23 protein-coding genes are annotated in these 24,977 nt (G+C 61.4%); 8 read left to right on the top strand and 15 right to left on the bottom strand.

Annotated features, from left to right (window positions below; all coding sequences use genetic code 11):
- Positions 1 to 5 precede the first annotated feature (5 nt).
- Together HNE_RS00490 and HNE_RS00485 are read right to left on the bottom strand one after the other, a co-directional pair.
- A complete protein-coding gene (locus tag HNE_RS00490; RefSeq protein ID WP_011645132.1) occupies positions 6 to 959 on the bottom strand; it encodes an alpha/beta fold hydrolase in 954 nt (317 codons plus the stop codon).
- Between the two features lie 86 nt (positions 960 to 1,045).
- Complete coding sequence (locus HNE_RS00485; protein WP_011645131.1) at positions 1,046 to 1,351, bottom strand: SCP2 sterol-binding domain-containing protein; 306 nt, start codon at positions 1,349 to 1,351, stop codon at positions 1,046 to 1,048.
- A 108-nt stretch (positions 1,352 to 1,459) separates the two neighbouring features.
- Between HNE_RS00485 and HNE_RS00480 the strand changes: the two genes are divergently transcribed.
- Entirely contained in the window at positions 1,460 to 3,007 is a 1,548-nt protein-coding gene (locus tag HNE_RS00480) for an acyl-CoA carboxylase subunit beta (RefSeq protein WP_011645130.1), read from the top strand.
- 47 nt (positions 3,008 to 3,054) lie between these two features.
- Here HNE_RS00480 and HNE_RS00475 read toward each other — a convergent pair whose 3' ends face one another.
- Positions 3,055 to 4,218 carry a pyridoxal phosphate-dependent aminotransferase gene (locus HNE_RS00475; protein WP_011645129.1) on the bottom strand — a complete coding sequence of 388 codons (1,164 nt, stop codon included), beginning with the start codon at positions 4,216 to 4,218 and terminating at the stop codon, positions 3,055 to 3,057.
- 284 nt (positions 4,219 to 4,502) lie between these two features.
- Here HNE_RS00475 and HNE_RS00470 point away from each other — a divergent pair, with 284 nt between their 5' ends.
- On the top strand, positions 4,503 to 5,390 hold the full coding sequence (locus tag HNE_RS00470) for a DUF4349 domain-containing protein (protein WP_011645128.1): 888 nt from the start codon (positions 4,503 to 4,505) through the stop codon (positions 5,388 to 5,390).
- Between the two features lie 48 nt (positions 5,391 to 5,438).
- Here the strand turns inward: HNE_RS00470 and gltB are convergent, their stop codons facing one another.
- A complete protein-coding gene (gltB, locus tag HNE_RS00465) occupies positions 5,439 to 9,980 on the bottom strand; it encodes a glutamate synthase large subunit (RefSeq protein WP_011645127.1) in 4,542 nt (1,513 codons plus the stop codon).
- A gap of 5 nt (positions 9,981 to 9,985) precedes the next feature.
- Positions 9,986 to 11,431, bottom strand: a complete 1,446-nt coding sequence (locus tag HNE_RS00460) for an NAD(P)-dependent oxidoreductase (protein WP_011645126.1) — start codon at positions 11,429 to 11,431, stop codon at positions 9,986 to 9,988.
- Between the two features lie 239 nt (positions 11,432 to 11,670).
- Between HNE_RS00460 and HNE_RS00455 the strand changes: the two genes are divergently transcribed.
- Positions 11,671 to 12,528 carry an undecaprenyl-diphosphate phosphatase gene (locus tag HNE_RS00455; protein ID WP_011645125.1) on the top strand — a complete coding sequence of 286 codons (858 nt, stop codon included), beginning with the start codon at positions 11,671 to 11,673 and terminating at the stop codon, positions 12,526 to 12,528.
- Positions 12,529 to 12,531: 3 nt separating this feature from the next.
- On the opposite strand, the gene HNE_RS00450 is transcribed toward HNE_RS00455, so the two are convergent.
- The 6 genes from HNE_RS00450 to HNE_RS00425 all read right to left on the bottom strand — a co-directional run bounded on the left by HNE_RS00450 (position 12,532) and on the right by HNE_RS00425 (position 18,533).
- Complete coding sequence (locus tag HNE_RS00450) at positions 12,532 to 13,521, bottom strand: complex I NDUFA9 subunit family protein (protein WP_011645124.1); 990 nt, start codon at positions 13,519 to 13,521, stop codon at positions 12,532 to 12,534.
- 103 nt (positions 13,522 to 13,624) lie between these two features.
- Positions 13,625 to 14,083: a Csu type fimbrial protein gene (locus HNE_RS00445; RefSeq protein ID WP_011645123.1), complete on the bottom strand. Its 459-nt coding sequence runs from the start codon at positions 14,081 to 14,083 to the stop codon at positions 13,625 to 13,627.
- Positions 14,084 to 16,348 (bottom strand): fimbria/pilus outer membrane usher protein, encoded by a 2,265-nt coding sequence (locus HNE_RS00440; RefSeq protein WP_148205768.1) that lies wholly within the window; start codon positions 16,346 to 16,348, stop codon positions 14,084 to 14,086.
- A 41-nt stretch (positions 16,349 to 16,389) separates the two neighbouring features.
- Positions 16,390 to 17,070 (bottom strand): fimbrial biogenesis chaperone, encoded by a 681-nt coding sequence (locus tag HNE_RS17670; protein ID WP_011645121.1) that lies wholly within the window; start codon positions 17,068 to 17,070, stop codon positions 16,390 to 16,392.
- A gap of 11 nt (positions 17,071 to 17,081) precedes the next feature.
- Positions 17,082 to 17,546 (bottom strand): Csu type fimbrial protein, encoded by a 465-nt coding sequence (locus tag HNE_RS00430; RefSeq protein ID WP_011645120.1) that lies wholly within the window; start codon positions 17,544 to 17,546, stop codon positions 17,082 to 17,084.
- Positions 17,547 to 17,960: 414 nt separating this feature from the next.
- Positions 17,961 to 18,533, bottom strand: coding sequence for a J domain-containing protein (locus HNE_RS00425; RefSeq protein ID WP_233351958.1), 573 nt, complete (start codon positions 18,531 to 18,533; stop codon positions 17,961 to 17,963).
- 124 nt (positions 18,534 to 18,657) lie between these two features.
- Here HNE_RS00425 and HNE_RS00420 point away from each other — a divergent pair, with 124 nt between their 5' ends.
- Entirely contained in the window at positions 18,658 to 18,897 is a 240-nt protein-coding gene (locus HNE_RS00420) for a BolA family protein (protein ID WP_233351957.1), read from the top strand.
- 6 nt (positions 18,898 to 18,903) lie between these two features.
- Here the strand turns inward: HNE_RS00420 and HNE_RS00415 are convergent, their stop codons facing one another.
- Genes HNE_RS00415 through HNE_RS00405 form a run of 3 tightly spaced genes read right to left on the bottom strand, consistent with a single transcriptional unit; the run spans position 18,904 to position 21,885 of the window.
- The gene (locus tag HNE_RS00415; RefSeq protein WP_011645117.1) at positions 18,904 to 20,178 is read right to left on the bottom strand and encodes an HlyC/CorC family transporter; all 1,275 of its coding nucleotides are present in this window, start codon (positions 20,176 to 20,178) and stop codon (positions 18,904 to 18,906) included.
- A 28-nt stretch (positions 20,179 to 20,206) separates the two neighbouring features.
- Entirely contained in the window at positions 20,207 to 21,328 is a 1,122-nt protein-coding gene (aroB, locus tag HNE_RS00410) for a 3-dehydroquinate synthase (RefSeq protein ID WP_011645116.1), read from the bottom strand.
- Complete coding sequence (locus HNE_RS00405; RefSeq protein WP_011645115.1) at positions 21,325 to 21,885, bottom strand: shikimate kinase; 561 nt, start codon at positions 21,883 to 21,885, stop codon at positions 21,325 to 21,327. Before HNE_RS00405 ends, aroB begins: the two co-directional genes overlap by 4 nt.
- 105 nt (positions 21,886 to 21,990) lie before the next feature.
- Between HNE_RS00405 and HNE_RS18490 the strand changes: the two genes are divergently transcribed.
- Both HNE_RS18490 and HNE_RS00400 read left to right on the top strand, forming a co-directional pair.
- A complete protein-coding gene (locus HNE_RS18490; protein ID WP_148205767.1) occupies positions 21,991 to 22,128 on the top strand; it encodes a DUF945 domain-containing protein in 138 nt (45 codons plus the stop codon).
- Between the two features lie 43 nt (positions 22,129 to 22,171).
- Positions 22,172 to 23,101 carry a tyrosine recombinase gene (locus HNE_RS00400; RefSeq protein WP_011645114.1) on the top strand — a complete coding sequence of 310 codons (930 nt, stop codon included), beginning with the start codon at positions 22,172 to 22,174 and terminating at the stop codon, positions 23,099 to 23,101.
- Positions 23,102 to 23,105: 4 nt separating this feature from the next.
- Here HNE_RS00400 and HNE_RS00395 read toward each other — a convergent pair whose 3' ends face one another.
- Positions 23,106 to 23,264 carry a YqaE/Pmp3 family membrane protein gene (locus HNE_RS00395; protein ID WP_267878698.1) on the bottom strand — a complete coding sequence of 53 codons (159 nt, stop codon included), beginning with the start codon at positions 23,262 to 23,264 and terminating at the stop codon, positions 23,106 to 23,108.
- A gap of 137 nt (positions 23,265 to 23,401) precedes the next feature.
- Here HNE_RS00395 and HNE_RS00390 point away from each other — a divergent pair, with 137 nt between their 5' ends.
- Together HNE_RS00390 and HNE_RS00385 are read left to right on the top strand one after the other, a co-directional pair.
- Complete coding sequence (locus HNE_RS00390) at positions 23,402 to 24,457, top strand: HpcH/HpaI aldolase/citrate lyase family protein (RefSeq protein ID WP_011645112.1); 1,056 nt, start codon at positions 23,402 to 23,404, stop codon at positions 24,455 to 24,457.
- An 89-nt stretch (positions 24,458 to 24,546) separates the two neighbouring features.
- Positions 24,547 to 24,975 (top strand): hypothetical protein, encoded by a 429-nt coding sequence (locus tag HNE_RS00385; RefSeq protein WP_011645111.1) that lies wholly within the window; start codon positions 24,547 to 24,549, stop codon positions 24,973 to 24,975.
- Positions 24,976 to 24,977 lie beyond the last annotated feature (2 nt).

The raw sequence follows: 24,977 nt of genomic DNA, 5'->3' as shown, positions 1-24,977 counted from the left end.
CTGGGTCAGATGCCCGCACGTTTGAGTAATTTTTGAAAGCCGTCCCAGAACTCGGCGCGCCGGTCGTCTGTCTCCATCAGGATTTCGTGCATCGCGCCGTCAACCGTGATGTGATCGCAATCCTTCAGACGAGCCGCGATTTTGGCATGGGAAGCATTATCGACGAGCTTTTCTTCTCCGGCGGATGCCACAAAGACCGGAATGTCGATGCTTGCCAGCGCCTTCGGTTTTGAAAAGGCCGAGAAAATATCCAGAGAGGCGCCCAACCAGCCCCACGTGACCGGGCCGAGTTCCAGATCGGGCTGGGCATCAATGAGGGCGCGCTGCAAGTCCCAGCGGCGCTTGTCATGGGTCACGATATTGGTTTCAAACCGTTCCGGCGGGCCGGGCTGCATCGCATAGTCGCCTGAGCGCCCTGTCGCCCGCATGGCCCAGACGAGGTATCGCATGCCAAGGACCGGCGATTTAATACCCCACATCGGCGCGCAGAAGGCGGCCGCCTCCACCTTCACAAGACCTTTGGCAATAGCAGCCAGCGCAATGGCGCCTCCCATCGAGTGGGCCAGCGAAATATATGGGCGTGGCAAATGGCTGTCGAACGCCTCCAGCCCCTTGGCGAGGGCTGTCATGAAGGTCTCGAACCGGTCGATATGACCCTTCTTGCTGTCAGGCAGAAGGCGGTCCGAGAGACCCTGGCCCGGCCAGTCCAGGATCACGAGCGCAAAGCCCATTTGCTGCAACTCACGGCCCACTTCGAAATATTTTTCGATGAACTCTGTGCGCCCCGGACAGACGATAACTGTGCCCCGCGGCTTGGACTGAGAGAGCGCCGGCGCGATGCAGGCCCGGAGACGGCGCCCTTCAGACCCCTCAAACCATACGATTTCGGCGCCTTTGGGCGGCGTGTTCCACGGAACCTCAACAAACCGGCTCCGCCTGTCATCGGAGGATTTCGCCATGCACAGGCCTCCCAGGGCCAAAAATTGAGCCGCCCGCAGGTCTCCCCGGAGCGGCCCAATGCGTCAAGCGATCTGATTCAGATGGCTCAGCCAGCCAGCTTCTTCATCAGCGATTGAAGCTGCATGGCAACCGACATGTCGCCAGCAACCTTAAGCTTGCCCTGCATGAACGCCATGGTGGGGTCCAGCGCGCCAGCGGCCAGCTTGGTGAAGTCGTCCCAGGTGACCGAGATGGTGGCATCTGCGGCACTGTCGGAATTGTCAGCCACGCCAGCGGCGCCATCGATGAACAGCTTGCCGGCGGTGCCGAAGTCGAATTTTACTTTTTTCTTGAAATCGCTGCCGCCAGCAACGGCTGCTTGTGCGCGCTCAGTAAGTTGGGCGAGATCCATCAGGCGTCCTCCTTGGATTGATACCTGTGGGGGATAAAGCAAACCGGACGATGCCCGGCAAGAAGATTCCCTTGACGCGCCTTGCGGCACATCGATCAACTGCAACGCATGAGTTGGGAAAAATCGATTGAAGAGCTCCGCCGCCGGGAACGTCTGGCTGAGGAGATGGGGGGCGAGGAGCCGGTTTCGCGACAGCGGGGCCGTGGCAAACTCACTGTGCGGGAAAGAGTGGCCTTCCTGGCTGACCCCGGCAGTTTCCACGAAATCGGCAAGATCGCTGGCAAAGCGACCTATGGCGCGGATGAGGAACTGGACGGTTTCATGCCGTCCAATTCCGTCATGGGGCGGGCGCGGCTGGATGGACATCCAGCAGTCATTCTGGCCGATGATTTCACGGTACGCGGCGGCGCCGCCGATGCCGCGATCTGGCAAAAAATGGCCCAGGCTATCAAGATGGCTGCCGAGTACCGCATGCCGCTGGTTCAGATGATTGATGGCACCGGCGGGGGCGGCTCTGTGAAGATGCTGGAGAAAGACCCGCGGACCTATATTCCCGAAACACCCGGCTGGAGCGAAATCGTTCATGGCCTGACGCAGGTACCGTTCGTGTCCCTCGCCCTCGGACCTTGCGCAGGCATGGGAGCGGGCCGGGTCGCCGCCAGTCATTTCAGCATCATGGTGAAAGAGCTCAGCCAGGTTTTTGTAGCCGGCCCGCCTGTTGCCATCGCGCTGGGCGAGAACGTCACCAAGGAAGAACTTGGCGGCTGGAAAATCCAGGGGCAGAACGGCACCGTTGATAACGTCGTCGACAGCGAAGCCGACGCCTTCATCGCCGCGCGCCGGTTCCTGTCCTACCTGCCCCCTTCGGTGCATCATCTGCCTGGACGTATTCAGCCGGCAGACGATCCGAAGCGGAAGGAAGAGAGCCTTCTTTCCATTGTGCCAAAAGATGGACGCACGCCCTACAAGCCCCGCCGTATCGTCGAAGCGGTAGTGGACAAGGGCAGCTTCTTCGAAATTGGCCACGATTGGGGCCGGGGGATCGTAACGGGCCTCGCCCGGATTGATGGCCATGCCGTCGGTATTATGGCCGGTGACCCCTTCTTCCTGGATGGCGCCTGGACAGCGGATGTCTGTGACAAGGTCACCCGCCATATGGATCTCTGCTCGACGTTCCATCTGCCCGTGATCCATTTCGTGGATTGCCCCGGCTTTGCTGTTGGCGTGAAAGCCGAAACCGCCGGTGTCACCCGCGCGGGCGTGCGGGCAATGACGGCAGTTTACCAGGCCAGCGTTCCGGTCTGCTCCGTGATCATCCGCAAGGCATATGGGCTCGCTGGCTCTGCGATGATGAACCAGTCAAAGACCAAATGGCGCTATTGCTGGCCAAGCGGCGACTGGGGCTCATTGCCGATGGCAGGCGGCATCGAGGCCGCTTTCCGCAAGGAACTCACCGAAGCCGAAGACCCGGCCGCCCTGAAAGAGCAGCTCTACAAAAAGTTTGAAGCTATACGCTCACCCTTCCGGACGGCAGAAAGTTTCTTTGCGGAGGAAATAATTGACCCGCGGGAGACCCGCCCCCTGCTCGTGGATTTCGTTCAGCATGCGCAGCGTATTGTCGAACCAGGCGAAAGGCAAACCGGCTTCCGCCCCTGACGGGAACGGAAACCATTGCGCTGAGTACAGCCCCCGCGAAGCAGGAATCAGGCGAGCACTTCTTTGGCCGCCGCATGGCATTTCTCGATTTCGTGATCGAGACCCACGCATATGCGTGACCAGTTGGGCATTTCAGGCCAGCGGGAGCCTACAACCCGCACGCCCTTCTCCAGCATTTTGGCGGAGAACTCACCGGCTGGCATACCGACATCCATATAGATAAAGCTCGCCTGCGGATCTGGCGCGATAGGCCGGCCCAGATCCTTCGCCATTGCGATGAGTTTCTGACGGGCGAGCGCATGCTTCATCCGCATGTCTTCAAAATAGACCGTGTCTTCCAGGCTGGCGATGCCCGCGACAAGACCGAGATGATTGACCGACGAAAGACGGCCGGATTTGCGGATATCCATAGCGATCTCGGCCGGCATGATTCCATATCCCAGGCGCTGGCCTGCCATGGCGTAAAGCTTGGAGAAAGTCCGCGCCACGATGACTGGCCGACCGGCTTTGACAAACTCGCTCATCACGCCCGCCGGATAATCATCCGCCAGGTCAAGATACGCTTCGTCGATGAAAACCGGAACCTTGCTGCTGACGTCTTCGACGAAGGCCTTCAGTTTAGCCGGCTCGATGACACGACCCGTTGGGTTGTTCGGATTGCAGATATAGACGGCGCCGGTGTCGGGGCCCACGGCGGCCGCAATGGCCTCAAGATCATATCCAAGCTCCGCATCCAGAGGAATTTCGACAATCTCCGTCCCAACCTGCTGCGCAACCCGGCCCACAGTTTCATAGGTGATCTTGGAAGTGACGATCTTGCCGCCCTTTACATTCACCCAGTCTGCGAAGGCGGCCAGGATTGGATTTGATCCATTGGTGACCAGAACCTGCTCTGGCGCGACGCCCTCCCGCGCGGCAACCATTTCAGCAAACTTGGCCGTCAGACCGTTGGCATAGCGGTTGATATTGGAAAGCTCGGCTTTCATCGCCTCGACTGCTTTCGGCGACGGGCCATAGGGATTTTCATTCGAGGACATGATGGCAATCGCATCGGGATCTACCGGCGCAGTGGCCGGCGTAACAGCAACAGCCGACTCAGAGCAGCCAGCCAGCGCTGCAGCCGCGCCAAGCGCGCCTGCTCCCACACCGGCAAGCTTGATAAGGCTTCGCCGTGACGGCATCAGCAGCCCTGTCTCACGAACTAAAGTCATGACCTTTATTCCTCCAAGAGTGCGTGCGGGGCGCCTGACCCCGGTGAAAAATTCCGGGCAACTCACGGTTTTGTCCCCAAGCTCCGCAGCGACAACTTGAAACTTGGGAAGCGGAGGAATTCTAACGCGCCTGCCTGCCGGACGATCAACCAGCGCCTCCGTTCCAAGCGCCCGCGCCCTTGAACCTTGCAAGCCGCGACCGCGAAACGGGCACAATCAATTCTTTGAATAGCCTTGTTTGGCGGGCTTTGTTGGCTCAATGCTGAATACCGGAGGGAACGCACATGATCACAAAATCAACTCTCATCGCAGCCGCTATGGTGGCCCTTGCTGCCTGCGGTAGTCCGAACCGGGACTTTTCGGCCCCCGCCGCGCCGCCACCCGTCGAAATGGCCATGAAGCAGTCGGCTCAAGACTATGACATGGCAGCTGAAGAAAGCGCAGGGGGCGAGCAACCGGCCGCTCAGCAGTATATTGCCTACACACACAGCATCGGCATGAGGCTGCCGGTCAGCTCAATCGAACCCACGATGCAGGGTCATATCGCCGCCTGCAATGCAGCCGGCCCCTCCGTCTGCATCATCACCAATTCCTGGCTGACAGCCTATGCGGAAGACTCCGTAGGCGCATCGCTGAACCTGCGGGCGACACCGGCCTGGATCGAAACATTTCTTTCCGGCGTAGAGGCTGAAGCAGAGGCAGCCAAAGGCGATGTAACCAACCGCCAGACCACTGCAGAAGACCTCACCGTTTCGATCATCGATACCGGCGCCCGCCTGAAGGCACAGAAGACGCTCCAGGAGCGGCTTCAGGCGCTGCTGGCCGAACGGCCCGGCGAGCTTGGCGACCTTCTGGAAACCGAGCGGGAACTCGCGCGCGTCAATGGCGAGATCGACTCGCTCACATCCTCGCTCGCCACGCTCCGTCAGCGGGTCGACATGAGTCAGCTGGCCGTCAATTATGAAACCAAACTCAACCCGGTTTCGCAGGGCGCGCTCCAGCCTCTGGGCGAGGCGTTTGGCAACTTCTTCTACAATCTGGCCAGCGCAATTGCGGCAGTTGTCACCGCTTTTGCAGTCGGCCTTCCCTGGCTGCTGCTGATTGGCGCGCTGCTCTGGATCTGGCTGCGGCTGATCTGGCCCCGCATTCGCCGTAAAAAGCCAAACGCCTGATCCGTCTCCGGACCAGGCGCTGATGTTGCTAAATTCGCTGAGCGGGTATCAGGCCCGCTCGGCCTGCTTCTGCTTGGCGCCATCGCCCTTGCGGACAAGCAGGAGGTTTGCGATTTCCTTTGGCACGATCATCAGCATCTGGCTGAGGGTTGTATCCCAGGCATCAAGCAGCTCCTTGCCGCGAACAGAGCCTGTGCGGCGGACATGCTCTTCGATCAGCGCCTTCGCCTCGCCGACATACTCATCCGGCATGTCTGCAAGCGGATACCAATCGATCGAATCCGGGTTCACCACTCGCTCAAAGCGTTCCTGCGGATCCCAGATAAAGCCCACACCGCCTGTCATGCCGGCGCCGAAGTTATCACCAACTGGCCCAAGAATGACCGCGCGGCCGCCGGTCATGTATTCGCAGCCATTGGCGCCGCACCCCTCAACAACAGTCTTTGCGCCGGAGTTGCGCACGGCAAAGCGCACGCCTGCCGTGCCGGCCGCAAAGAGCTTGCCGGAAGTTGCGCCGTAGAGGCATGTGTTGCCGATGATGGCGTCACCAACTGCTGCCCGCCTGTCGCGGGGACGCGGCGTGACCACAATGCTCGCGCCGGACAGGCCCTTGCCAACATAATCGTTGGCATCACCCAGAACTTCCAGCAGCAGCCCCTGAACGCTGAACGCGCCGAGTGACTGGCCTGCCGAGCCCTCGAGCCGGATATGCAGGCGGCCTTCGGGCAGTGCATGCATCCCGAACTTCCGGGTGATCCGCGAGCTGGCCCGCGCCCCAATGGCCCGCATCGTGTTCTGAACGCCGTATTCCAGCTGCATCTTCTCGCCGCGCTCGAAGAAGGGTTCAGCGTCCCGCAGGATCTGCGCGTCGAGCGTATCGGGCACAGGCTCGCGGTGATTGGGCTTGTAGATAACCGGACTGTCCGTATCGACCTGCACCAGAAGCGGGTTGAGGTCGAGGTCATCCAGATGGGTCGCGCCGCGGCTGACCTGTTTGAGCAGGTCCGTGCGCCCAATGGCTTCATCCAGAGAGGTCAGGCCCAGGGAGGCGAGAATTTCCCGAACATCCTCGGCAATGAAGCTCATCAGGTTGACCACCTTGTCCGGATTGCCGGTGAAGTGGGCACGCAGCGCTTCGTCCTGGGTACAGACGCCAACGGGGCACGTGTTAGAGTGACACTGGCGCACCATGATACATCCCATCGCCACAAGCGATGCTGTGCCAATGCCATATTCTTCAGCGCCAAGCATCGCCGCGATGACAATGTCGCGGCCTGTCCGCAGCCCGCCATCCGTGCGCAGAGTGATCTTGTCGCGCAGATTGTTGAGCGACAGAATCTGGTGGGCTTCGGCAAGGCCGATCTCCCAGGGCAGGCCGGCATATTTGATTGAGGTCTGAGGGCTGGCCCCCGTACCGCCAACGCCGCCGGCAATCAGAATGATGTCCGCTTTGGCTTTCGCCACGCCAGCGGCCACCGTGCCGACGCCGGATTGCGCCACAAGCTTCACGCAGACGCGCGCTTCAGGATTGATCTGCTTCAGGTCGTAGATCAGCTGCGCCAGATCTTCGATCGAATAGATGTCATGATGGGGCGGCGGCGAAATCAGCGTCACGCCGGGCGTCGCGTGCCGGAGCTTCGCGATCAGTTCAGTAACCTTGAAACCAGGCAACTGGCCCCCCTCGCCGGGCTTGGCGCCCTGGGCGACCTTGATCTCGATCTCACGGCATTCATTGAGATACTCGGCAGTAACCCCGAAACGTCCCGACGCGATCTGTTTCACCGCAGAGTTCATGTTGTCACCGTTTGGCAACGGCCGATAGCGAGCGCGGTCTTCCCCGCCCTCTCCGGATACGGACTTTGCACCAATCCGGTTCATGGCAACGTTCAATGTGCCATGCGCCTCAGGCGACAGAGCGCCCATAGACATGCCCGGCGTCAGGAAACGCTTGCGAATTTCGTTGATCGACTGGACCTGGCTCAACGGTACTTCCGGACCGGCAGCCTTGAAGTCGAGAAGATCGCGCAATTGCAGCGGATCGCGGGCGTGAACGGCGTCCACATATTTCCGGTAGATCGAATAGTCGCCCCGGTCACAGGCCGCCTGAAGCGTATGGATCAGGTTCCCGTCGAGCGCGTGCGGCTCGTCAGACGCACGCAGGCGATAGAAGCCGCCGACAGGAAGCGAGATGACATCCTCATCAAAGGCCTGCTGATGGCGAACGAGCGCGTTCTCCTCCAGACCGGCAAGACCCAGACCGGAAATACGGCTCGACATGCCGGGGAAATAATCGGCCACCAACGCGCGCGAGAGACCAAGCGCTTCGAAATTATATCCGCCCCGATAGGACGAGATAACCGAGATACCCATCTTTGAGATGATTTTCAGAAGGCCCGCCTCGATGGCCTCCTTGTAGTTTTGAACTGCCTTGCCGATGGAGATGTCTCCCAGCAAGCCGCGTGCATGCCGGTCGGCAATTGCGTCCTGCGCCAGGTAGGCATTGACGCAGGTTGCGCCCACGCCGACCAGAACGGCAAAATAATGCGTATCGAGACATTCGGCCGAACGCACTGTGATCGAGCAGAAGGTGCGCAGACCCTGGGCGACGAGATGCGAGTGCACGGCGCCTGTTGCCAGAACCATCGGGACAGCAATGCGGCTGGCTGACTGGTTTTCATCCGTGAGGATGATGTGCTCGCGCCCTGCCCGTACGGCCTCTTCGGCCTCGCGGCGGATACGCTCCAGCGCGCTCTTGAGGGCAGCGCCCTCGAAAGTCACATCGGCAGCATCGAACGTGCAATCGATGATCTCCGTACCCAGACCGATCCGCTCGATCAGGCGCTGATACATACCCGTCGTCAGGACCGGGCTTTCCAGCACGAAAACTTCCTGCTGGGATTTATCCGTATCCAACACGTTTCCAAGGTTCTTGAACCGGGTGCGCAGGCTCATCACCCGGCCTTCGCGCAGCGGGTCGATCGGCGGGTTCGTGACCTGGCTGAAATTCTGCCGGAAGAAGTGACTCATCGGCCGGTAGGCCATTGTCAGAACGGCGGGCGCGGTATCATCCCCCATCGAGCCGAGCGCTTCCTTGCCGCCTTCCACCATCGGCGCCAGGATCAGCTCGAGCGTTTCAAGCGTATAGCCGGCGGCCGTTTCCCGGCGCAGCAACTCTTCTTTGTTAAACAGCACAGGTTCCGGACCAGGACCGATTTCAGGCTCCAGTTCAGTGACCGCCTGCAGCCATTCCTCATACGGGGCCTGAGCAGCAAGGAAGTCGACAATCTCGCGGTGGTCGTAGAATTTCCCTGTGGCAAGATCGGCCGCGATCATGCCACCGGCGGGAATTGATCCGCGGCGCGTGACTTCGTGATTGCCGAGCGGGCACATACCTGTCTCAGAGCCAACGGCAAGAATGCCGTCAGTCGTCAGAGAATACCGCAGTGGACGCAGGCCGTTGCGGTCAAGGCCGGCGACCGCCCAGCGGCCATCATAGGCAGCGATTGCAGCTGGCCCGTCCCACGGCTCCATCACGGAATTGCAGTAATCATAGAGCGCGCGGTGAGCGACCGGCATGACGGAATCCCGCTTGGACCAGGCTTCGGGAATCAGCATCGCCTTCGCCATCGGCGCCGGGCGGCCAGATTTGCAGAGCAGTTCCCATACAGCATCCAGCGCGCCGGAGTCTGATGTACCATCCGGGATCACCGGCTTCACATCCTGCGTATGGTCGCCGAAGGTTTCCGAGACCATGCGGATTTCATGGCTTTTCATCCAGTTGCGGTTGCCGCGCAGCGTGTTGATTTCGCCATTGTGCGCAATGGTGCGGAAAGGCTGGGCTAGCGCCCATTGCGGGAATGTGTTGGTCGAGTAGCGCTGGTGATAGATCGCAAAGGCCGACACGAACCGTTCGTCGCGCAGGTCGAGATAGAAATTGTCGATGTCCTGCGCCAGGAACATGCCTTTATAGATCAGCGATTTGTGGCTGAGCGAGCAGATATAGAAAGACTGGATCGCCGCCTCACGTGCCCGCCGCTCGATCCGCCGGCGGCAGATATACAGCGCACGCTCAAGTTCCTCGGGCGAGCGGTTGCGCGCGTCCCGGAACATGATCTGCTCAATTGCGGGGCGGGTGTCTTTCGCTTTCTGTCCGATCACGGACACATCTACCGGCGGCTGGCGCCAGCCATAGATATAGAAGCCGAAATGCAGCACTTCGCGTTCAACCAGCGTGCGCGCCGCTTCCTGCGCGCCGAAATCCGTGCGCGGCATGAAGATCTGGCCGACGCAGATACGGTCATCCGTCGGGCTGTGGCCTGTGCGGCTCACATGCTCGCGGAAAAAGTCCTGCGGCACGTCGAGGCGGATGCCTGCGCCATCGCCCGTTTTGCCGTCAGCATCCACAGCGCCGCGATGCCAGACATTCTTGAGCGCCTTGATCCCCATCTCGACGATCTCGCGGCGGGGCTTTCCATCCAGCGCCACAACGAGGCCCACGCCGCAAGCGTCGCGTTCGTCCTCGGGATTGTAGGCATGCCCGTCGATCAGGCGCTGACGGTTTTGCTCATACTTGGTCACATAATCCGACATCTGACTTACTCCGCCGCCACTTTTGCGGCCGCCTCAGCGGCCCTCATTGCCTTGTGCATCGCTTCGGCCGCGTCGCGGCCATCCTTGATCGCCCAGACGACAAGCGACGCGCCGCGCACAATATCGCCGGCCGCATAGACGCCCGGCAGGCTGGTCTCCAGGGTTGCATAGTCCACACGCACCGCCCCCCAACGATTCACGGTGAGCGAAGTCTCATTGAACAATGCGGGGAGATCTTCCGGATCAAAGCCAAGCGCCTTGATGACCATGTCGGCCTTCACATCAAATGTCTCGCCTGTCTTTACAGGGGACTGACGGCCGGAAGCGTCGGGCTCACCCAGCTTCATGCGGCTGGCACGAACAGCTTTGACCTTGCCGCCTTTGGAATCAATGATGGCTTCGGGGTTGGCGAGCCATTCGAAAACAACCCCCTCTTCTTCCGCATTCTGAACTTCGCGCTGTGAGCCCGGCATGTTGACCCGGTCCCGGCGATAGAGGCATGTGACCGATTTGGCGCCCTGGCGGATAGCCGTGCGCACACAGTCCATCGCCGTGTCGCCGCCGCCGATGACCACGACGCGCTTGCCTTCGGCGTTGAGCACGCCGGCGTCGTATGCTTCCACCGTGTCGCCAAGATCGACCCTGTTGGACGCGGTGAGATAGTCCAGCGCAGGAAGCACGCCTTCTGCGCCAACGCCGGGACATTTAAGGTCCTTCGCGGCGTATACGCCGGTCGCAATGAGCACGGTATCATGCTGCTCGCGCAGATCCGCGAGCGACATATCTGCGCCGATGCGCGTATTGAAGCGGAACGAGATACCAGACGCCTCAAGATGATGGATGCGGCGCTCCACGACGTCCTTCTCCAATTTGAAGCCGGGGATGCCATACATGAGCAGGCCGCCGCCGCGATCATACGCGTCGTAAACAGTCACCTGATAGCCTTTGCGGCGCAGTTGCTCAGCGGCGGCGAGGCCGCCTGGCCCGGCGCCGATGATACCCGCAGACTGGGTGCGCTCACGCGGCGGCTTGATCGGTTGAATCCAGCCTTCGGCCCAGGCCGTGTCCGTGATGTACTTTTCGACCGATCCGATAGTCACGGTGCCGTGGCCTGATTGTTCGATGGTGCAGATGCCTTCGCACAGGCGGTCCTGCGGGCAGATGCGGCCGCAGATTTCCGGCATGTTGTTGGTGGCCGAGGACACGCGCCAGGCTTCTTCCAGCCGGTCTTCAGCGGCCAGCTTCAGCCAGTCGGGGATATTGTTCTGCAAGGGGCAGCCCTGCTGGCAGAACGGCACGCCGCATTGGGAACACCGGCTTGCCTGCGCCTTGGCCGCATCGGGAGAGAACTCGCCATAAATCTCGCGAAAATCTTCCGCGCGCTCTTTTGCGCTCCGTTTCTTGGGCATAGCCCGCGAAACTTTGGTAAACTGCAGCATACGCTCGGCCATAGGCTTGCCCCAAAATTGCTCGAGCCCCTCCTATAATCCCAGATTCAATGCCGGCAAGCACCTCGCACACGATCTAATATCAATATGATACTTATATGGTGTTTTTGATCTGTTCTGATGACCTGAAGGCTATCTTATTTCAGAAATATGCATCTCGATGATATGTATTATTTTGCCTGCTTTTCTCCCCAATACTGCTGTAGCGATCTCTCAACACATTGGGGGGTATCGCTAGCGGCATGTCGATTCTTCAACTCGTCCTAATCGCGCTCATGCAGGGCATCACGGAATGGCTTCCGATCTCCTCATCGGCGCATGTGATGCTGGTATCGGATGTTGTCGGTCTGGCCGGGCGCGACGAGCTGCTCATCAATGCCGCTTCCAATGCCGGCACGCTGCTGGCGATGCTGCTATATTTCCGCAAGGATGTCGCCGCTGCCATAGCGGGCGGCTTTGAGCTGCTGGGCGCCCCGGTGACGCGCAAGCCGCTGTCTGCCGGCGGGCGCCTGGCGCTGTGCATCCTGGTCGCCACGCCGTTTGCGCTGGCCGGCGCGGTTATCTACGAAAACTTCATTCCCGAAAACATCTGGACCGCGCTGCGCAGCGTCTATGCCGTGGCTGCCTCGACCATTGTTTTTGGCGCGCTGCTCTGGTGGGCCGATGCGCGTGGGGGACAGTCCCGTTCCGAGGGCGACATGACCCTGCGCGATGCATTCCTGATCGGTGCCAGCCAGCTGGTTGCGGTGATCATCCCCGGCACCAGCCGGTCGGGCATCACGATGACGGCGGCGCGCGCGCTGGGCTATGAGCGGGTGGAGGCGGCACGCTTTTCCATGCTGATCGGGGCGCCCATTCTGGCGGCGGTAAGCCTTTATGGCCTCCTGGGACTGGCAACCACCCCGGCAGACGGCATGGGCGCGAGCCTTACAGACGGGCTGATCGTGGCGGCGCTTGCCTTCGTTTCAGGCTACGCATCCATCGGCCTCCTGATGGCACTTCTGCGGAAGATGAGCTTCCTGCCCTTCGTGCTCTATCGGTTCGCCCTGGGAATTGCCCTCTTGGCAACCTCGCCTATCGTGGCCGGCGCGATGGGCTGATCCTCACGCCTCGCGCGGCTTGTGGAACTCACCATAGGGACGGAAGCGCCACAAGTAGGTGGGCACGATCGCCTCGATTGATTCCAGCTGCAGAACGCCCAGATCCCGGATTCCAAGCGCGCCATCTGACACGACATTATCATAGGCCAGCATCTCGACTTGCGATCCTGTCAAAGGCGGGTCACCCAGGAGGCCCCAGGAGAAGGGCGGGATATGGCGCCAGACAGCCCCGGAAATATAGGCCATCGGCCGCGCCACGAAGAAGGGTAGCGGGATCTTGAAGCGAGGCCGGTCGATCATCTTCAGGATGATGTCGTAGAGTTCGTTGAAACTATAGCTGCGCGGCCCGCCCAGCTCGAATGTCCTGCCAGCAGCGTCTTCGCGCTCAACCGCGCCGGCGATCGCCGCGGCGACATCTCCGGCATAAACGGGCTGAAATTTGGTCTTTCCGCCGCCAATGGCAGGCATGAACGGGACAAACCGGGCCATATTGGCAAACCGGTTGAAGAACTGGTCTTCGGGCCCAAACACGATGGATGGGCGCAGGATGACCGCCGAGGGAAACCGTTCGCGGACCGCTTCTTCAGCGGCTGCCTTGGTGCGTCCATAGGGCGACCGGGAGTCGGGATCGGCGCCGATGGCGGAAATCTGCACGAACCGCTTGATGCCCTTCTCCCGCGCGACTTCAGCCAGCAGGGCTGCGCCATCGGTCTGCGCGCCTTCAAAGGTCTGGCGGGCATGCTCGAACAGGATACCAACGAGGTTGACCACCGCATCGGCGCCATCAACTGCGCGCTCAAGGGATGCGCGGTCCCGGATATTGGCCTGCACAACGTCCACCCAGCCCGGAGGACCGGCCAGACGCACATCAATTGCATTATGCACCCGGCGGCAGGCGACGCGAACACGCCAGCCTTTCTCCACCAGCGCGCGCGCAGCATAGCGCCCGATGAATCCCGAGCCGCCAACCAGAGTTACCAAGCCTTTGCTCATCGTTCTGTCATCCTGTGTGGGCGCAAATGCGGCCCCGATTCCATTGTTGTGCGCTTTCACCATTTTGCGCGGCCGATGTCCATGCGGCCATCACGCCTTCACCCTACCAGATCACGGTCATGGTGACGGCATCAGAATAACTTCCCGAGTTTACCTGCTGGTTTGCCGGGATCGTGCCCGTAATCGGATGGGCGCGGCTACGCGCGAGCAGGCCGAGCAGGAAAAAGTCATTTATCGTCGAGCCCTGGACGCCGTTACCCCAGACCTGCGCTGACTGGGTATACACCTGATAGCTCAGCTCCTGGCCGCTGCTGGCCTGCTTCATCTTGCGCGCCATGATATTTCCCGATTGGCCCCCGCCCAGGCGAACTTCGTAGGAGGCGCCGACAAAGAGCAGGCCCGAGCAACTCACTGTGACGGTCGCGCTGCCGGTGGAGGCATTCCCGGAGAACGCATGGTAGGGCGTAAAGCTCAACGGGGTGGACGAAACCGTGCACGATTGCGCCAAAGCCGGACAAACCAGGACAAATAAGGACAAAACCAGGACAATCAGGCGCCACATTCAGTCAATTCCTGCCATTTCGACCCGGCCTTCAGGCCGCAGCTGCATTTCTCCACTGCTCCGCACAGCGGCAACCGGCTGAATGAACCTTCCCGCCGGAGTGGTGACGGCAACAATGTCGCTCTCTTCTGCCACCGAACAGTAAACGCGCCCCTCCAGCCCGACAGGGCAGACAAGCCCCGAGCGAAGGAGCTCCACCCGGCTGCCGGGCGCCAGGGGGGCGCCCCCTTCCGCCACTACGGTAAAGGCAAGGACCGTTTCGCGGCGAACATCGAAGCGAACCTCCGACACGCCGCGCCGGGGAACAAATCGGGCGTTGAAGTCGCTCACCTCATATTCCAGCGGGACATCTTCGGGGCGCAGGCTGAGCGTATTGACCTCATAGGGGCGCACATCCGGGATCACGGCGATGCCGTTCTGACCGGTGACGGCGACAATGCGGTTGTCCTTGTAAATTGGCAGACCTTTGAGCTCCGGTATCCGCACGATTGCGCTGGCCCCAGTTGTCTGGCGATGCAGCGACCGCGCGCCCGGCGTGACGGCAAATCCGCCGCGCACCCCCGCCATGAGCTGGTTGGTTTCGCCATATACCCCGCCATTAAGCACGAGATCGGCGACACCAAGATCGGCGGCGAGGTCGCCCTGGTAAACGGCCCCTGCCCCGCCATCTGCGGCGCGCATTGCCCATTGGACGCGCTCCCCCGGCATGCGCGACCGGCTGACCTGCACGCTGGACGCCTCCTGCCCGCGGGCAGACTGATAGCTGCTACCGGCATTGTAGGCACCGAAGCTTGCCCGCAGCGCGATGGCAAATCCGGTCTCGCTGCGGGCGAAGTCCTGATACGCCGTGGCCGAGAAGGAGAAGCGGTCTCCCCGCAGCGGCTTTTCCCATCCGACAGAGAGGAACCGCCGATCACTGAGAACGCCGTCTTCTTCATCGACAAAGGACGCGCGCAGAGAACCGGCCGGCGTATAGATGCCACCACTGGCGCGGATCGAGCGATCTGGGAACGGGGCGCCCAAGGCAGAGGCCGCATCAGAATACTGCGGATCGGCAAAGCGCGCCTGCAGCTGAAACGAGCCGCGGCGCGTATTACGTTCAAACCCCGCTGAGACGATGTGGCCGGTATGGCCTGCCTCATTCCGGCTGAGCCCGGCTGACAGGCTCAGTACACCAACCTTCCCGGCTGTAATCTGGCTTCCCCCGCCCAAGAGCCCGCCGCCATGACCAAGTTCGGAGTAGGCTTCCGCCGTTAGCCGGTCACTCAGGCCGCGCCGGACCAGACCGTTGGCAACAATCTGGTCGTCATATGTGGCGGAGATTCCGGTGAACCGCCGTGGCACACCGAGGCTGACCGAATAGTCTGTAACCCCTGCGGCCAGAACCTCCGGAGAGGAAAAGAAGCTGTAGTCCTCAATGCGGCTGAGCCCATTGGCTTCCTGGATGGTGACTTCGACTTCATTGAGGCCGGCTTCCGGGCTGATCTCAAAATCAGTGTAGCCGGGCGCGACACTCTGTTTTTGCCGCACGACGCCATTGACCCGGACATCGACCTCCGACTGCTGGCGCAGCAATGCCTGGAAAGTCCGGTAAGGGCGCCAGCTGTCGTTGGGGTCCATCGAGAAGTCCGTGCCATACTGCACACCGGCAATGGCGGTAAGGCGCCCCCAGCGCGGCGCGCGGGTGAAACTGTCTCCAACGCTGAGCCGGGTAAAGCTGCCGGGAAAATCCCGCTCGTAAACCGTCAGCAGACGTTGCGCCTGCCCTTCCCCATCATCATACGTGGCAACCATCTCATTCTGCAGCCGGCCATGGGGGGTATGCAGCGTCAGGGAAAGGTCTCCGAACGCATTGACGCGTTCATCCGATCCGTCATGAACCCGCTGGGCCGACAGGCCATAGCCGCCCATCACACCTGACAGCGGCTTTGCAAATTGCTGGCGATCAAACACAACCCGCCGGGGCGGCGGGGCGCGGGCGGCATAAATATCGAGCTGCGCGGCACCTTGATCGAGACTGTAGTCGATACCCGCCAGGGACTGGAGGCAAACGGCCGGCGCATTCTCAGAATAGAGTCCGGCATTTCGCAGCGGACCAGTTTCGATCCGCACGCACCCGTCCGCCAGCAGATCAAGCGCAACAAGCCCCGCCACCGGCGCGCCATTGATGCGCGCCTCTACCAGGAGAGACAGGGTTTCCGCCATGACATCGGCAGGCGCGGTCCCGGTTTCAGGCGCCGCCCGTGCCGCCATCGCAGCGCTCATCAACAGAAAGACCGCCGCGAGACCGGATCTCTGCGCGCGGTTCACCTCTCTGGACTGAGCAGCGCTGAATAGGACGCGCCGCCTACAGAGTAATTCAGGATGCTGGCACGTTCGCCGTCCTGCCGCAGAAGGTTCATCTCGCTTCCAGGAAGCAGATAGACAATGCCTGCCCCCGACGGAACCACACCGCCCGCCTCGGTCTGCAGCGAAAGATTATGCAGGCGCAGCCAGCCCGGCCCAGGATTGCGAAGCGCGACTGCGTCGGGCTCCATCCGGGCGATCAGCGTCTCCGGCGCGGCGGGCGCGCCCGCAAACATGGCCAGAACATAACGTAGCCGGATCGACAGCTGCGCGGCGGAGATTTCCTGTGCCCGGCTGGCTGAGGGAAGTTCATCAATGATGATCCGCCACGCGCCAGCCCCGTCGGTATCGGGCACTGACATCCGGATCACCTGTGATGTACCTGGGCGCAGCGTGAAGATTTCCGGGGCAAAGCGCAGCCCCTTTGCAGGCTCGAGCAAATCCTCGCCGTCTGCCTGCGTCCAGTCAAAGACACGCACCTGAACGGTGACATCCTGATCCAGGCTGGAACTGACGGAGAGAGACGTGGCCCCGCCTTCAGCCGGCGCGTCGATCAGGATCGGCGCGATTGCCAGGCCTTGCGCATTTGCGGGCAACAGGAAGCATACAGCTCCCAGAAGGAGCAGGGCCAGGTGTCTCATCTGAAGTTACCTTAGTAGGTGACCGTCACCTGTACTTCATCCGCATAAGCGCCGGCCGTATCGGGTGTGCTGGTTGTCCGGCCATAGACGGTAAGGGTCTGGGATGGACCGCTACCGTTGGCCTGAGAACCGGTGACACCATCACCCCAGACAGTCGTCAGGCCGGCATCGGTATAGAGCTGATAATTGAAACTCGCCGGCAGAGAGGCATGCGTCAGCGACCGCGCGCTGATGTCTCCCGAATCGCCGCCATCCAGCGCCACGGTGAACGCACTTGTGTTGGTGCAGTTGACGGTGATCGAGCCGTTGGCTGTCACCTCATCAAGCCCAACGCTTGCAAACACCACCGGAGCGGTGAGAACGACACAGGTGTTCACCACCGTTGCCTGAACGTCGAGCGTTCCATTTGCCGTGGCCGCGTGGGCCGCCTGCGCGCAAACAGCCAATACAGCTGTTGCCATGAGTTTCCTGATCATACTCCACCTATCTAGCTTGTGATCGTTTCTTGTTTTGTTATGGTTCTACCATAGCGCAACTTGGTTGATCGAAGCTTTCGGAAGAGTCTCTGAATGGTTTACGCCGGATACGTATTTGTACGGATGAAAATCCGCTGCATTTACAAAACGAACGTTCGGTATGTTCTGTAACAAATACAATTGAAGTGGAGGACTCGTCCGCTTTTCGGCCAAAGCTTTCCTGCGCAATTATCTGACCGCTTTGGAGATTTTCAGCACCCGGGCATTCCCCTTTTGGGTGGAACCGTTTTGCGTACCTGTGTGGAATGGGATGGCGAAAGGGCACGGCCGGGACGCCCCGCGCGCGAGCTTGCGCAGGGCGGATGAAGGGCGCCCGAGAGCGCCCTCATTATTTTCTCTGGAGTGAGCGGGCGCTCAGGTCTTCATCAGACCGGAGGCCTTGAGCAGCTTTCCGGCGCGCAGCACCCGGTCCAGCTTATGCTCGCTGGAGCGGTCGCCCTTGTTCGAATCGGGATGGAAACGGCGGACATACTCAGCGTAACGGGCCCGGATTTCCTCAGGCTTGGCATCGGTTTCAAGGTCCAGCTCCCGGAGGGCCCGGATCTGGAGGCTGGAGCGGTGGGCATGCACGCGCTCCTCGGCGGCCGGTGTGTCGTCCATGTCGAAGAAGCTGCGGCCGGCCCAGCGGCGCGGATCGTGCGGATCGGTTGCCTTGCGCCCGCCCAGCGGGCCGCTGCCCATGCGCCAGGTGCGCTTGTGGCCATACCGTTCGGCTCGCAGGAACGCGGCCGCTTCGGCTTCGGACATGCCTTCAAAGAAGTTGAAGCTGCGGTTGTAGGCGGCGGCATGCGCATCGCAAAACCAGTGGCGTCCCTTGCCGCCCCGGCGGGGCGCGGGATGGGTGCCTTCGAGGTCGCAACCAGGCTCTTCGCACACGCGGGTACGCTTCGCCCGTGCGCGCGACGTCTCGTCGGCGGGGGGCTTCACGCGTATATCCGTGAACTTGACTCGGTATCTGAACGGTTCGCCGTCTGACATGGGGCCACATAATAGGGAGCGCTGGTTAAACATGCCACAACCAAACGACAGACAAACGCGAATTGAAGACATATTGACTGCCGCATTCGAGCCGGTGTCGCTGACCGTGATCGACGACAGCCACAAGCATGAGGGCCATGCAGGGGCCGCGCCGGGCGGGGAAACGCATTATTCTGTGGAGATTGTGGCCGAAGCCTTCACCGGCCTGTCGCGTGTGCAGGTCCAGCGCGCGGTAATGATGGTGTTGCAGCAGGAATTTGACAGCGGCCTGCACGCCCTGACGCTGAAAGCCCGCCCGCCTGAGGCGGACTGATCCGGCCTAGTCCACTTCGGCAACCGGGGCGGCCTTCGAAACATTCACCCCCGTCACCTGATTTCTCTGCCGGCGCAGGACGTTGAACCGGTAGCCATGGAACACGAAGCTCTGGCCGGGCTCGGGGATCGTCTGGGCCTCATGGATGACGAGACCGGCAACCGTGACCGCTTCTTCATCGGGCAGATCCCAACCGGTCGCCCGGTTGAGGTCGCGGATCGGCACCCAGCCATCGACATTGACCGAGCCATCGGGCTGTGGCCGCACGCCCTGGATCTGGACGTCATGCTCGTCATGAATGGCGCCGACGATTTCTTCGAGGATGTCCTCCAGCGTGATGAGGCCCTGCAGCTCGCCATACTCGTCAATCACGAGGGCAAAGTGCTGGCCGCGCGCGAGGAACTGGTTGAGCTGTTCCTGAACCGGGGTTGTTTCCGGCACGAACCAGGGCTTGCGCAGGATGGAGTCGAGATCAAGCTTGGAGACATCCCCGCCCAGCGGAAGGGCGGCCCGAAGAAGGTCCTTGGCATGCAGGATGCCGATGATCTCTTCTTTCTCCCCCCGGTACAGCGGCAGACGGGTGTGCGGGCTTGAAAGCGCTTTCATGATCAGCTGGCGCGGCTCCAGGTCTGCATCGAGCATGTAGATGTTCTTGCGGTGGATCATCACGTCTTCGACGGTGAGGTCCTTAAGGTCCAGCGCGCCGACGAGGCGGAGATGGTTTTCCTTGTCCACCGCGCCTTCGGCGGCGTGCAGATCAATGGCGCCGCGGATTTCCTCTTCGGCGGAAAGCGGGCTGGCCGCTGCGCCCACGCCCACCAGCCGGAGAACACCGTTCACGATCATCTGGATCAGCTTGATGATCCAGGACGCGGTTTTCACCACCACGGAAATCGGGCCAGCCACAACAAGCGCGACGGAATCAGGCCGCGTGATGGCATAGGTCTTCGGCATCACTTCGGAGAAGATCAGCACAAGCACGGTCATCACGGCGGTCGCGAGCACAAGCGCCAGCCCCCCCTGCCCGAACAGGCTGGTAAACATCGTGGTGGCCAGAACCGAGGCCAGGATATTGACGACATTGTTCCCGAGCAGGATCGCGCCGATGAAGTTTTCCCTGTTCGCGATCAGCTGGTTCACCGTCCGCGCGCGCTTGTCGCCATCGCGTTCCAAAGCGTGCATCCGGGCACGAGACGCCGCTGTCAGAGCTGTTTCAGAGCCTGAGAAGAAGGCAGACATCATCAGAAGGATGACAATTGCGATGGCATATCCGGCGATCATTATGTGGGCTCAGTTTCTGTAAAATGAGTTAGGCAAGTTCAGATGCGAGAAAGCGTTCGACCGAAGCAAGGTCCGCATCGGGATGGACGTAAGCCGCGCCGATTCCGCGGGCGAGGATCAGCGGAACGCGGCCCGCACGGGCCTTCTTGTCCTGCTGCATCAGGGCGGCAAGACGGTCTGCGGCGAAGCGGGCGGGGTCAAAACCTTCGAGCGATACCGGAAGGCCCGACGCGCCCAGCACTTCGGTAACCCGCGCCGCGTCTGCCGCCGGCGTGATGCCGCTGGCGGCGCCATAACGAAACGCCAATGCCATGCCCAGCGCAACGGCCTCGCCATGAAGGAGGTTCTCCCGGTATTCGTTGGCCGCCTCGAAAGCATGCCCGAATGTATGGCCAAGATTGAGCAGCTGGCGCACGCCGGTCTCGGTTTCATCTTCCGCCACAATCGCCGCCTTGGCAGCACAGGACCGCGCCACGGCGTAACGGGCGGCTTCAGGCTCAAGCGCCAGAACTTTCTGTCCGTTCACGGCCAGCCAGTCAAAGAAGGCGGCATCGTTGATCAGGCCATATTTGACAATCTCGGCATAGCCCGCTTTGAGCTCCCGCGCCGGAAGCGTCGCGAGAAGCGCGGTATCGGCAATCACCAGGCGCGGCTGGTAGAAGGCGCCGATCAGGTTTTTGCCGCGCGGCGTATTGACCGCCGTTTTTCCGCCAACCGAAGAATCGACCTGCGCCAGAAGCGTGGTCGGCACCTGCACAAATCCCATGCCGCGCTTCATCAGGCTGGCGGCAAGGCCGCCCATATCGCCGATGACCCCGCCACCAAACGCGATCAGCGTATCGCCCCGGTCTGCGCCGCCCGCCAGCAGCCAGTCCAGCACACCCTCCAGCTGGGAAAAGGACTTGGTCTTCTCGCCCGGCGGCAGGCTCAACCAGTCCAGCCGGATGCCAGCGGATTTAACCGCCGCTTCCAGCGCGTCCTTGTGATGGCGCGCCACCGTTTCATCGGTCAGAACAAAGGCGCGTGGCCGCTTGAGCATCTGCGAGAGACGCGGGCCGAGTTCTGAGAGCGCGCCATGGCCCACGAGAATGTCGTACGCTCGCGCGCCCAGTTCAACGCGCACCGTTTCCAGCGGGGAAGAAGTTTTCATTGAGGTATCCAGGTCTGAAGGGCTTTCAGGATCGCATTGACGGTGTGGGTGTGCGGGCCATCCTTGGAATGAACCACAAGGTCGGCCTGCGAATAGAAGGGCTCACGGTCCAGCGCGAGATTGGCAAGGTGGTCGCGGGCGTCAGCGCGCTGAAGCAGCGGGCGCGTATCGCGCTTCTGGACACGGCGCCACAATGTTTCGAGGTCAGCGTTGAGCCAGACCGTGATGGCCCGCTCCCGCAAAATGGCGCGCGTATCGGGATCGAGATAGGCCCCGCCCCCGGTCGCCAGCACATGCGGTTGCAGGTCCAGCAGGCGGCGGATCACCTGCTTTTCACCGCGCCGGAAATCGGCTTCGCCATGTTTGGCAAAAATATCGGAGATCGAGAGCCCGGCCGCCTTCTCGATTTCATGGTCGCTGTCATAAAAATCACGGCCGAGTTTTTCGGCAAGGCGCCGCCCGACGGTCGATTTTCCGGCGCCCATGAGCCCCACAAGCGCGATCGTGCGGCCCTCGAAGGGCAGCGGGCTACTTGATGGGTCGGTATCGGAAGGCATGTGTTCGTATTACCCGGCGTTGCGAATATGTCCTAGGGGTGCCACATAGGCGGCGCAATCGGCAGGCAGATTCGCCCTGTCATACTTGCTTGCGGGGCCTGTTCTATGCGCAAATTCCTTATCCTTTTCATCATTCTCGCCATCGCGGTCATTGGGACCATGTGGTGGCTGGGCCAGCGCGCCGTCAAGAACGCGCCGCCAGAAGGCGAAATCCGCATACCCGTCGAGGGCGCCCTCGAATAGGGCAGAAACGCCCCCTTAACCGCGTTTCCTTAGCGTCGCGCGTATGGATGACCGCTCGCGCATCGGCGCTTTTCTCGAAATGATGTCGGCGGAGCGGGGCGCAAGCCCCAATACGCTCGATGCGTATGGCCGCGATCTGCTGGACGCCTCCGAATTCTGCCATCTGCGGCTGGTAACAGCCTCCTCGAGCGACCTTTCGGCCTGGCTGGCCGACCTTGCCGCACGCGGCATGGCGCCCTCAACCCAGGCCCGGAAACTCTCCGCCGTGCGGCGTTTCTTCCGATTCCTGTTTCAGGAAGGCGACCGCAAGGATGACCCCACCGCCCGGTTGGACGGCCCTTCCCCGGAGCGGGAAGTGCCCGATGTGCTGTCGCGCGAGGAGGTGGGCCGCCTGATCGAGGCCTGCGGCAATGACAAACGCCTGAAATGCCTGGTCGAGCTGCTCTACGGCGCAGGGCTTCGCGCCACAGAACTCGTAACCTTGCGGGTCGGCAATCTGCCCCGCCGCAAGGCCGGGCAGTGGATGAGCGCAGATATCATCATCCGCGGAAAAGGCGGCAAGGACCGCCTGTGCCCGCTCGGGCGCGCGGCGCTGATTGCCTTGAGCGAATGGCTTGAAGTGCGCGAAGCAAGCCTGCCGGATAATCCGCTGATGCGCAGCAAACAGGAGGGATTTGTATTCCCTTCTCGCGGCAAGGAAGGCCACCTCACGCGTCGGCGGCTTGGCCAGATGCTGGAAGATCTCGCCGGTGAGGCGGGTTTGCGCTCTGAGCGGGTCTACCCGCACGCTTTGCGCCATGCCTATGCCACGCATCTGCTACAGGGTGGGGCGGACCTCAGGGTTGTGCAGACCCTTCTTGGCCACGCCGATATTGCCACAACGCAGATTTACACCCACGTCCTGACCGATGAACTGGCCGAGCTTCTGGAAACGGCCCACCCAATGGCGACCGCCTCCAAAGGCCGGCGCTGACGCGTTAAGCGACCGCCGAGCCGCGTGTATTGACCCAGAAAGCGTGGATCACGCCGGGCAACCAGCCGATCAGCGTCAGAATGACGTTCAGCAGGAATTGCAGGCCAAGGCCTTCTTTCAGAAGGACGGCGACGGGCGGCAGGAAGATCGTAAGCAGGATCATGAGGAACGACATGAAGGTACCTTTCGTGTTTTCTGTGGGCATAAACGCACAAAGCCGGTGAGCGTTCCGTCACACGCCAACTGTTTGACGCGCTGCAGCACGGGCACTAATCCTTGCGCCACAAAAGGGAGCTTCCAATGAGCCAGAAAACGCCGCGCAGTTTCTTCAAGCCTCTGTCGATCGGCGCGCCGGAGCCCTATCGCGAACTTCCGGTCAAACTTGAGCGCATGATCCATTTCGTGCCGCCCCATCTGGATAAGGTACGCGCCAAGGTGCCGGACATGGCGCCTACCGTGGATGTCATCCTCGCAAACCTCGAAGACGCCATTCCCGCCGACGCCAAGGACGCCGCCCGCGCCGGGGCCATCGAAATGGCCAACATGTACGACTGGCAGGGCAAGGGCACGGGCTTCTGGAGCCGCGTGAACTGTCTCAACTCTCCCTGGTTTCAAGACGATGTGTCTGAGCTGGTCCTTAAGGCCGGCCACCAGCTGGACGTGATCATGCTGCCCAAGGTCGAGGGGCCGTGGGATATTCACTTTGCCGACCAGTATGTCGCCCAGCTCGAGGCGAAAGCTGGTCTGACCCGCCCGATCCTCTTCCATGCCATCCTTGAGACGGCCGAGGGCGTTGCCCGCGTCGAGGAGATCGCGCTTGCCTCCCCCCGCATGCAGGGCATCAGCCTTGGCCCGGCAGACCTTGCCGCCAGCCGCAAGATGAAGACCACCCGCGTCGGCGGGGGCCATCCCTTCTACCGCGTGATCGAAGACCCCAAGGAAGATGGCAGCGCGCGCCTGAGCGCCCAGCAGGACCCTTGGCATTACACGATTGCCCGCCTGGTGGACGCCTGCCGCATGGCCGGGATCAACGCCTTCTACGGCCCGTTCGGCGACATCGGCGATCTGGAAGCCTGCGAGCAGCAGTTCCGCAACGCCTTCCTTCTGGGCTGCGCGGGCACCTGGAGCCTCCACCCCAGCCAGATAGCGGTGGCCAAGCGCGTCTTCAGCCCCGATCCGGAGGAAGTGAAGTTTGCCCGCAAGATCCTCGCCGCCATGCCGGATGGCTCAGGCGTGGCGATGATCGACGGCAAGATGCAGGACGACGCCACCTGGAAACAGGCAAAGGTGATCTCTGATCTGGCAGACCTTGTGGCCTCGAAAGATCCCGATCTGGCGGCCGCTTATGCGGGGTGATTTGGCTCTCGCCAAACAGCGCAGAGACACGTAGCTTCAGCCCTGACAAACGCGGCCCCTCAAGGGTCAAAGGCGCACAGGAGCATGCCATGCTGAGGACAATCGCGGGACTATTCGGGACAATCCTGGTCATTTCAGGACACGCGCAGGCAGATGAGGTCTGGACGACGCCGGTGGGCGAGATTGTCTATGAGGCAGATCTGGAAACAGGCGAAGCGGTCCTCTCCTTTCCGGGTGAAACCGGCCAGCGCCTGCTCGGTATCTTTCCCGGCCTCGCCGGGGTGAGCGAAGATCGCGGCTTCTTTGCCGGCTACTGGGTGGACCCGGACGCGGCCACCGAAGGCCCCTGCCCCGGCGCGATGACCGACCCGGTGAATGGCAACAAATCCTACGCCTGGGGCCGCATGGACCTGATCTTCACCAAGCCGGACTTTCCAGGCGGCTTCGTCGTCATGAAAGGCAGCTGCTTCGATCAGGCGACCGACTATCTGATCGCCGAACCGGTGGTGGGTGAATAACA

The organism is Hyphomonas neptunium ATCC 15444 (assembly GCF_000013025.1).
GTDB lineage: Bacteria > Pseudomonadota > Alphaproteobacteria > Caulobacterales > Hyphomonadaceae > Hyphomonas > Hyphomonas neptunia.
The sequence above is the reverse complement of the archived record's forward strand: the minus strand, read 5'-3'. Positions and strand labels throughout refer to the sequence as shown.

What these genes read in the sequence shown, in the direction of transcription:
- HNE_RS00440 (WP_148205768.1), bottom strand. Translation starts at nt 16,348, where the DNA reads ATGAGCGCTGCGATGGCGGCACGGGCGGCGCCTGAAACCGGGACCGCG.
- HNE_RS00415 (WP_011645117.1), bottom strand. Translation starts at nt 20,178, where the DNA reads ATGATCGCCGGATATGCCATCGCAATTGTCATCCTTCTGATGATGTCT.
- HNE_RS00460 (WP_011645126.1), bottom strand. Translation starts at nt 11,431, where the DNA reads ATGGCCGAGCGTATGCTGCAGTTTACCAAAGTTTCGCGGGCTATGCCC.
- HNE_RS17670 (WP_011645121.1), bottom strand. Translation starts at nt 17,070, where the DNA reads ATGAGACACCTGGCCCTGCTCCTTCTGGGAGCTGTATGCTTCCTGTTG.
- HNE_RS00475 (WP_011645129.1), bottom strand. Translation starts at nt 4,218, where the DNA reads ATGACTTTAGTTCGTGAGACAGGGCTGCTGATGCCGTCACGGCGAAGC.
- HNE_RS00390 (WP_011645112.1), top strand. Translation starts at nt 23,402, where the DNA reads ATGAGCCAGAAAACGCCGCGCAGTTTCTTCAAGCCTCTGTCGATCGGC.
- HNE_RS00395 (WP_267878698.1), bottom strand. Translation starts at nt 23,264, where the DNA reads ATGATCCTGCTTACGATCTTCCTGCCGCCCGTCGCCGTCCTTCTGAAA.
- HNE_RS00405 (WP_011645115.1), bottom strand. Translation starts at nt 21,885, where the DNA reads ATGCCTTCCGATACCGACCCATCAAGTAGCCCGCTGCCCTTCGAGGGC.
- HNE_RS00470 (WP_011645128.1), top strand. Translation starts at nt 4,503, where the DNA reads ATGATCACAAAATCAACTCTCATCGCAGCCGCTATGGTGGCCCTTGCT.
- HNE_RS00480 (WP_011645130.1), top strand. Translation starts at nt 1,460, where the DNA reads ATGAGTTGGGAAAAATCGATTGAAGAGCTCCGCCGCCGGGAACGTCTG.
- HNE_RS00400 (WP_011645114.1), top strand. Translation starts at nt 22,172, where the DNA reads ATGGATGACCGCTCGCGCATCGGCGCTTTTCTCGAAATGATGTCGGCG.
- HNE_RS00455 (WP_011645125.1), top strand. Translation starts at nt 11,671, where the DNA reads ATGTCGATTCTTCAACTCGTCCTAATCGCGCTCATGCAGGGCATCACG.
- HNE_RS00485 (WP_011645131.1), bottom strand. Translation starts at nt 1,351, where the DNA reads ATGGATCTCGCCCAACTTACTGAGCGCGCACAAGCAGCCGTTGCTGGC.
- gltB (WP_011645127.1), bottom strand. Translation starts at nt 9,980, where the DNA reads ATGTCGGATTATGTGACCAAGTATGAGCAAAACCGTCAGCGCCTGATC.
- HNE_RS00445 (WP_011645123.1), bottom strand. Translation starts at nt 14,083, where the DNA reads ATGTGGCGCCTGATTGTCCTGGTTTTGTCCTTATTTGTCCTGGTTTGT.
- HNE_RS18490 (WP_148205767.1), top strand. Translation starts at nt 21,991, where the DNA reads ATGCGCAAATTCCTTATCCTTTTCATCATTCTCGCCATCGCGGTCATT.
- HNE_RS00430 (WP_011645120.1), bottom strand. Translation starts at nt 17,546, where the DNA reads ATGATCAGGAAACTCATGGCAACAGCTGTATTGGCTGTTTGCGCGCAG.
- HNE_RS00385 (WP_011645111.1), top strand. Translation starts at nt 24,547, where the DNA reads ATGCTGAGGACAATCGCGGGACTATTCGGGACAATCCTGGTCATTTCA.
- aroB (WP_011645116.1), bottom strand. Translation starts at nt 21,328, where the DNA reads ATGAAAACTTCTTCCCCGCTGGAAACGGTGCGCGTTGAACTGGGCGCG.
- HNE_RS00450 (WP_011645124.1), bottom strand. Translation starts at nt 13,521, where the DNA reads ATGAGCAAAGGCTTGGTAACTCTGGTTGGCGGCTCGGGATTCATCGGG.
- HNE_RS00490 (WP_011645132.1), bottom strand. Translation starts at nt 959, where the DNA reads ATGGCGAAATCCTCCGATGACAGGCGGAGCCGGTTTGTTGAGGTTCCG.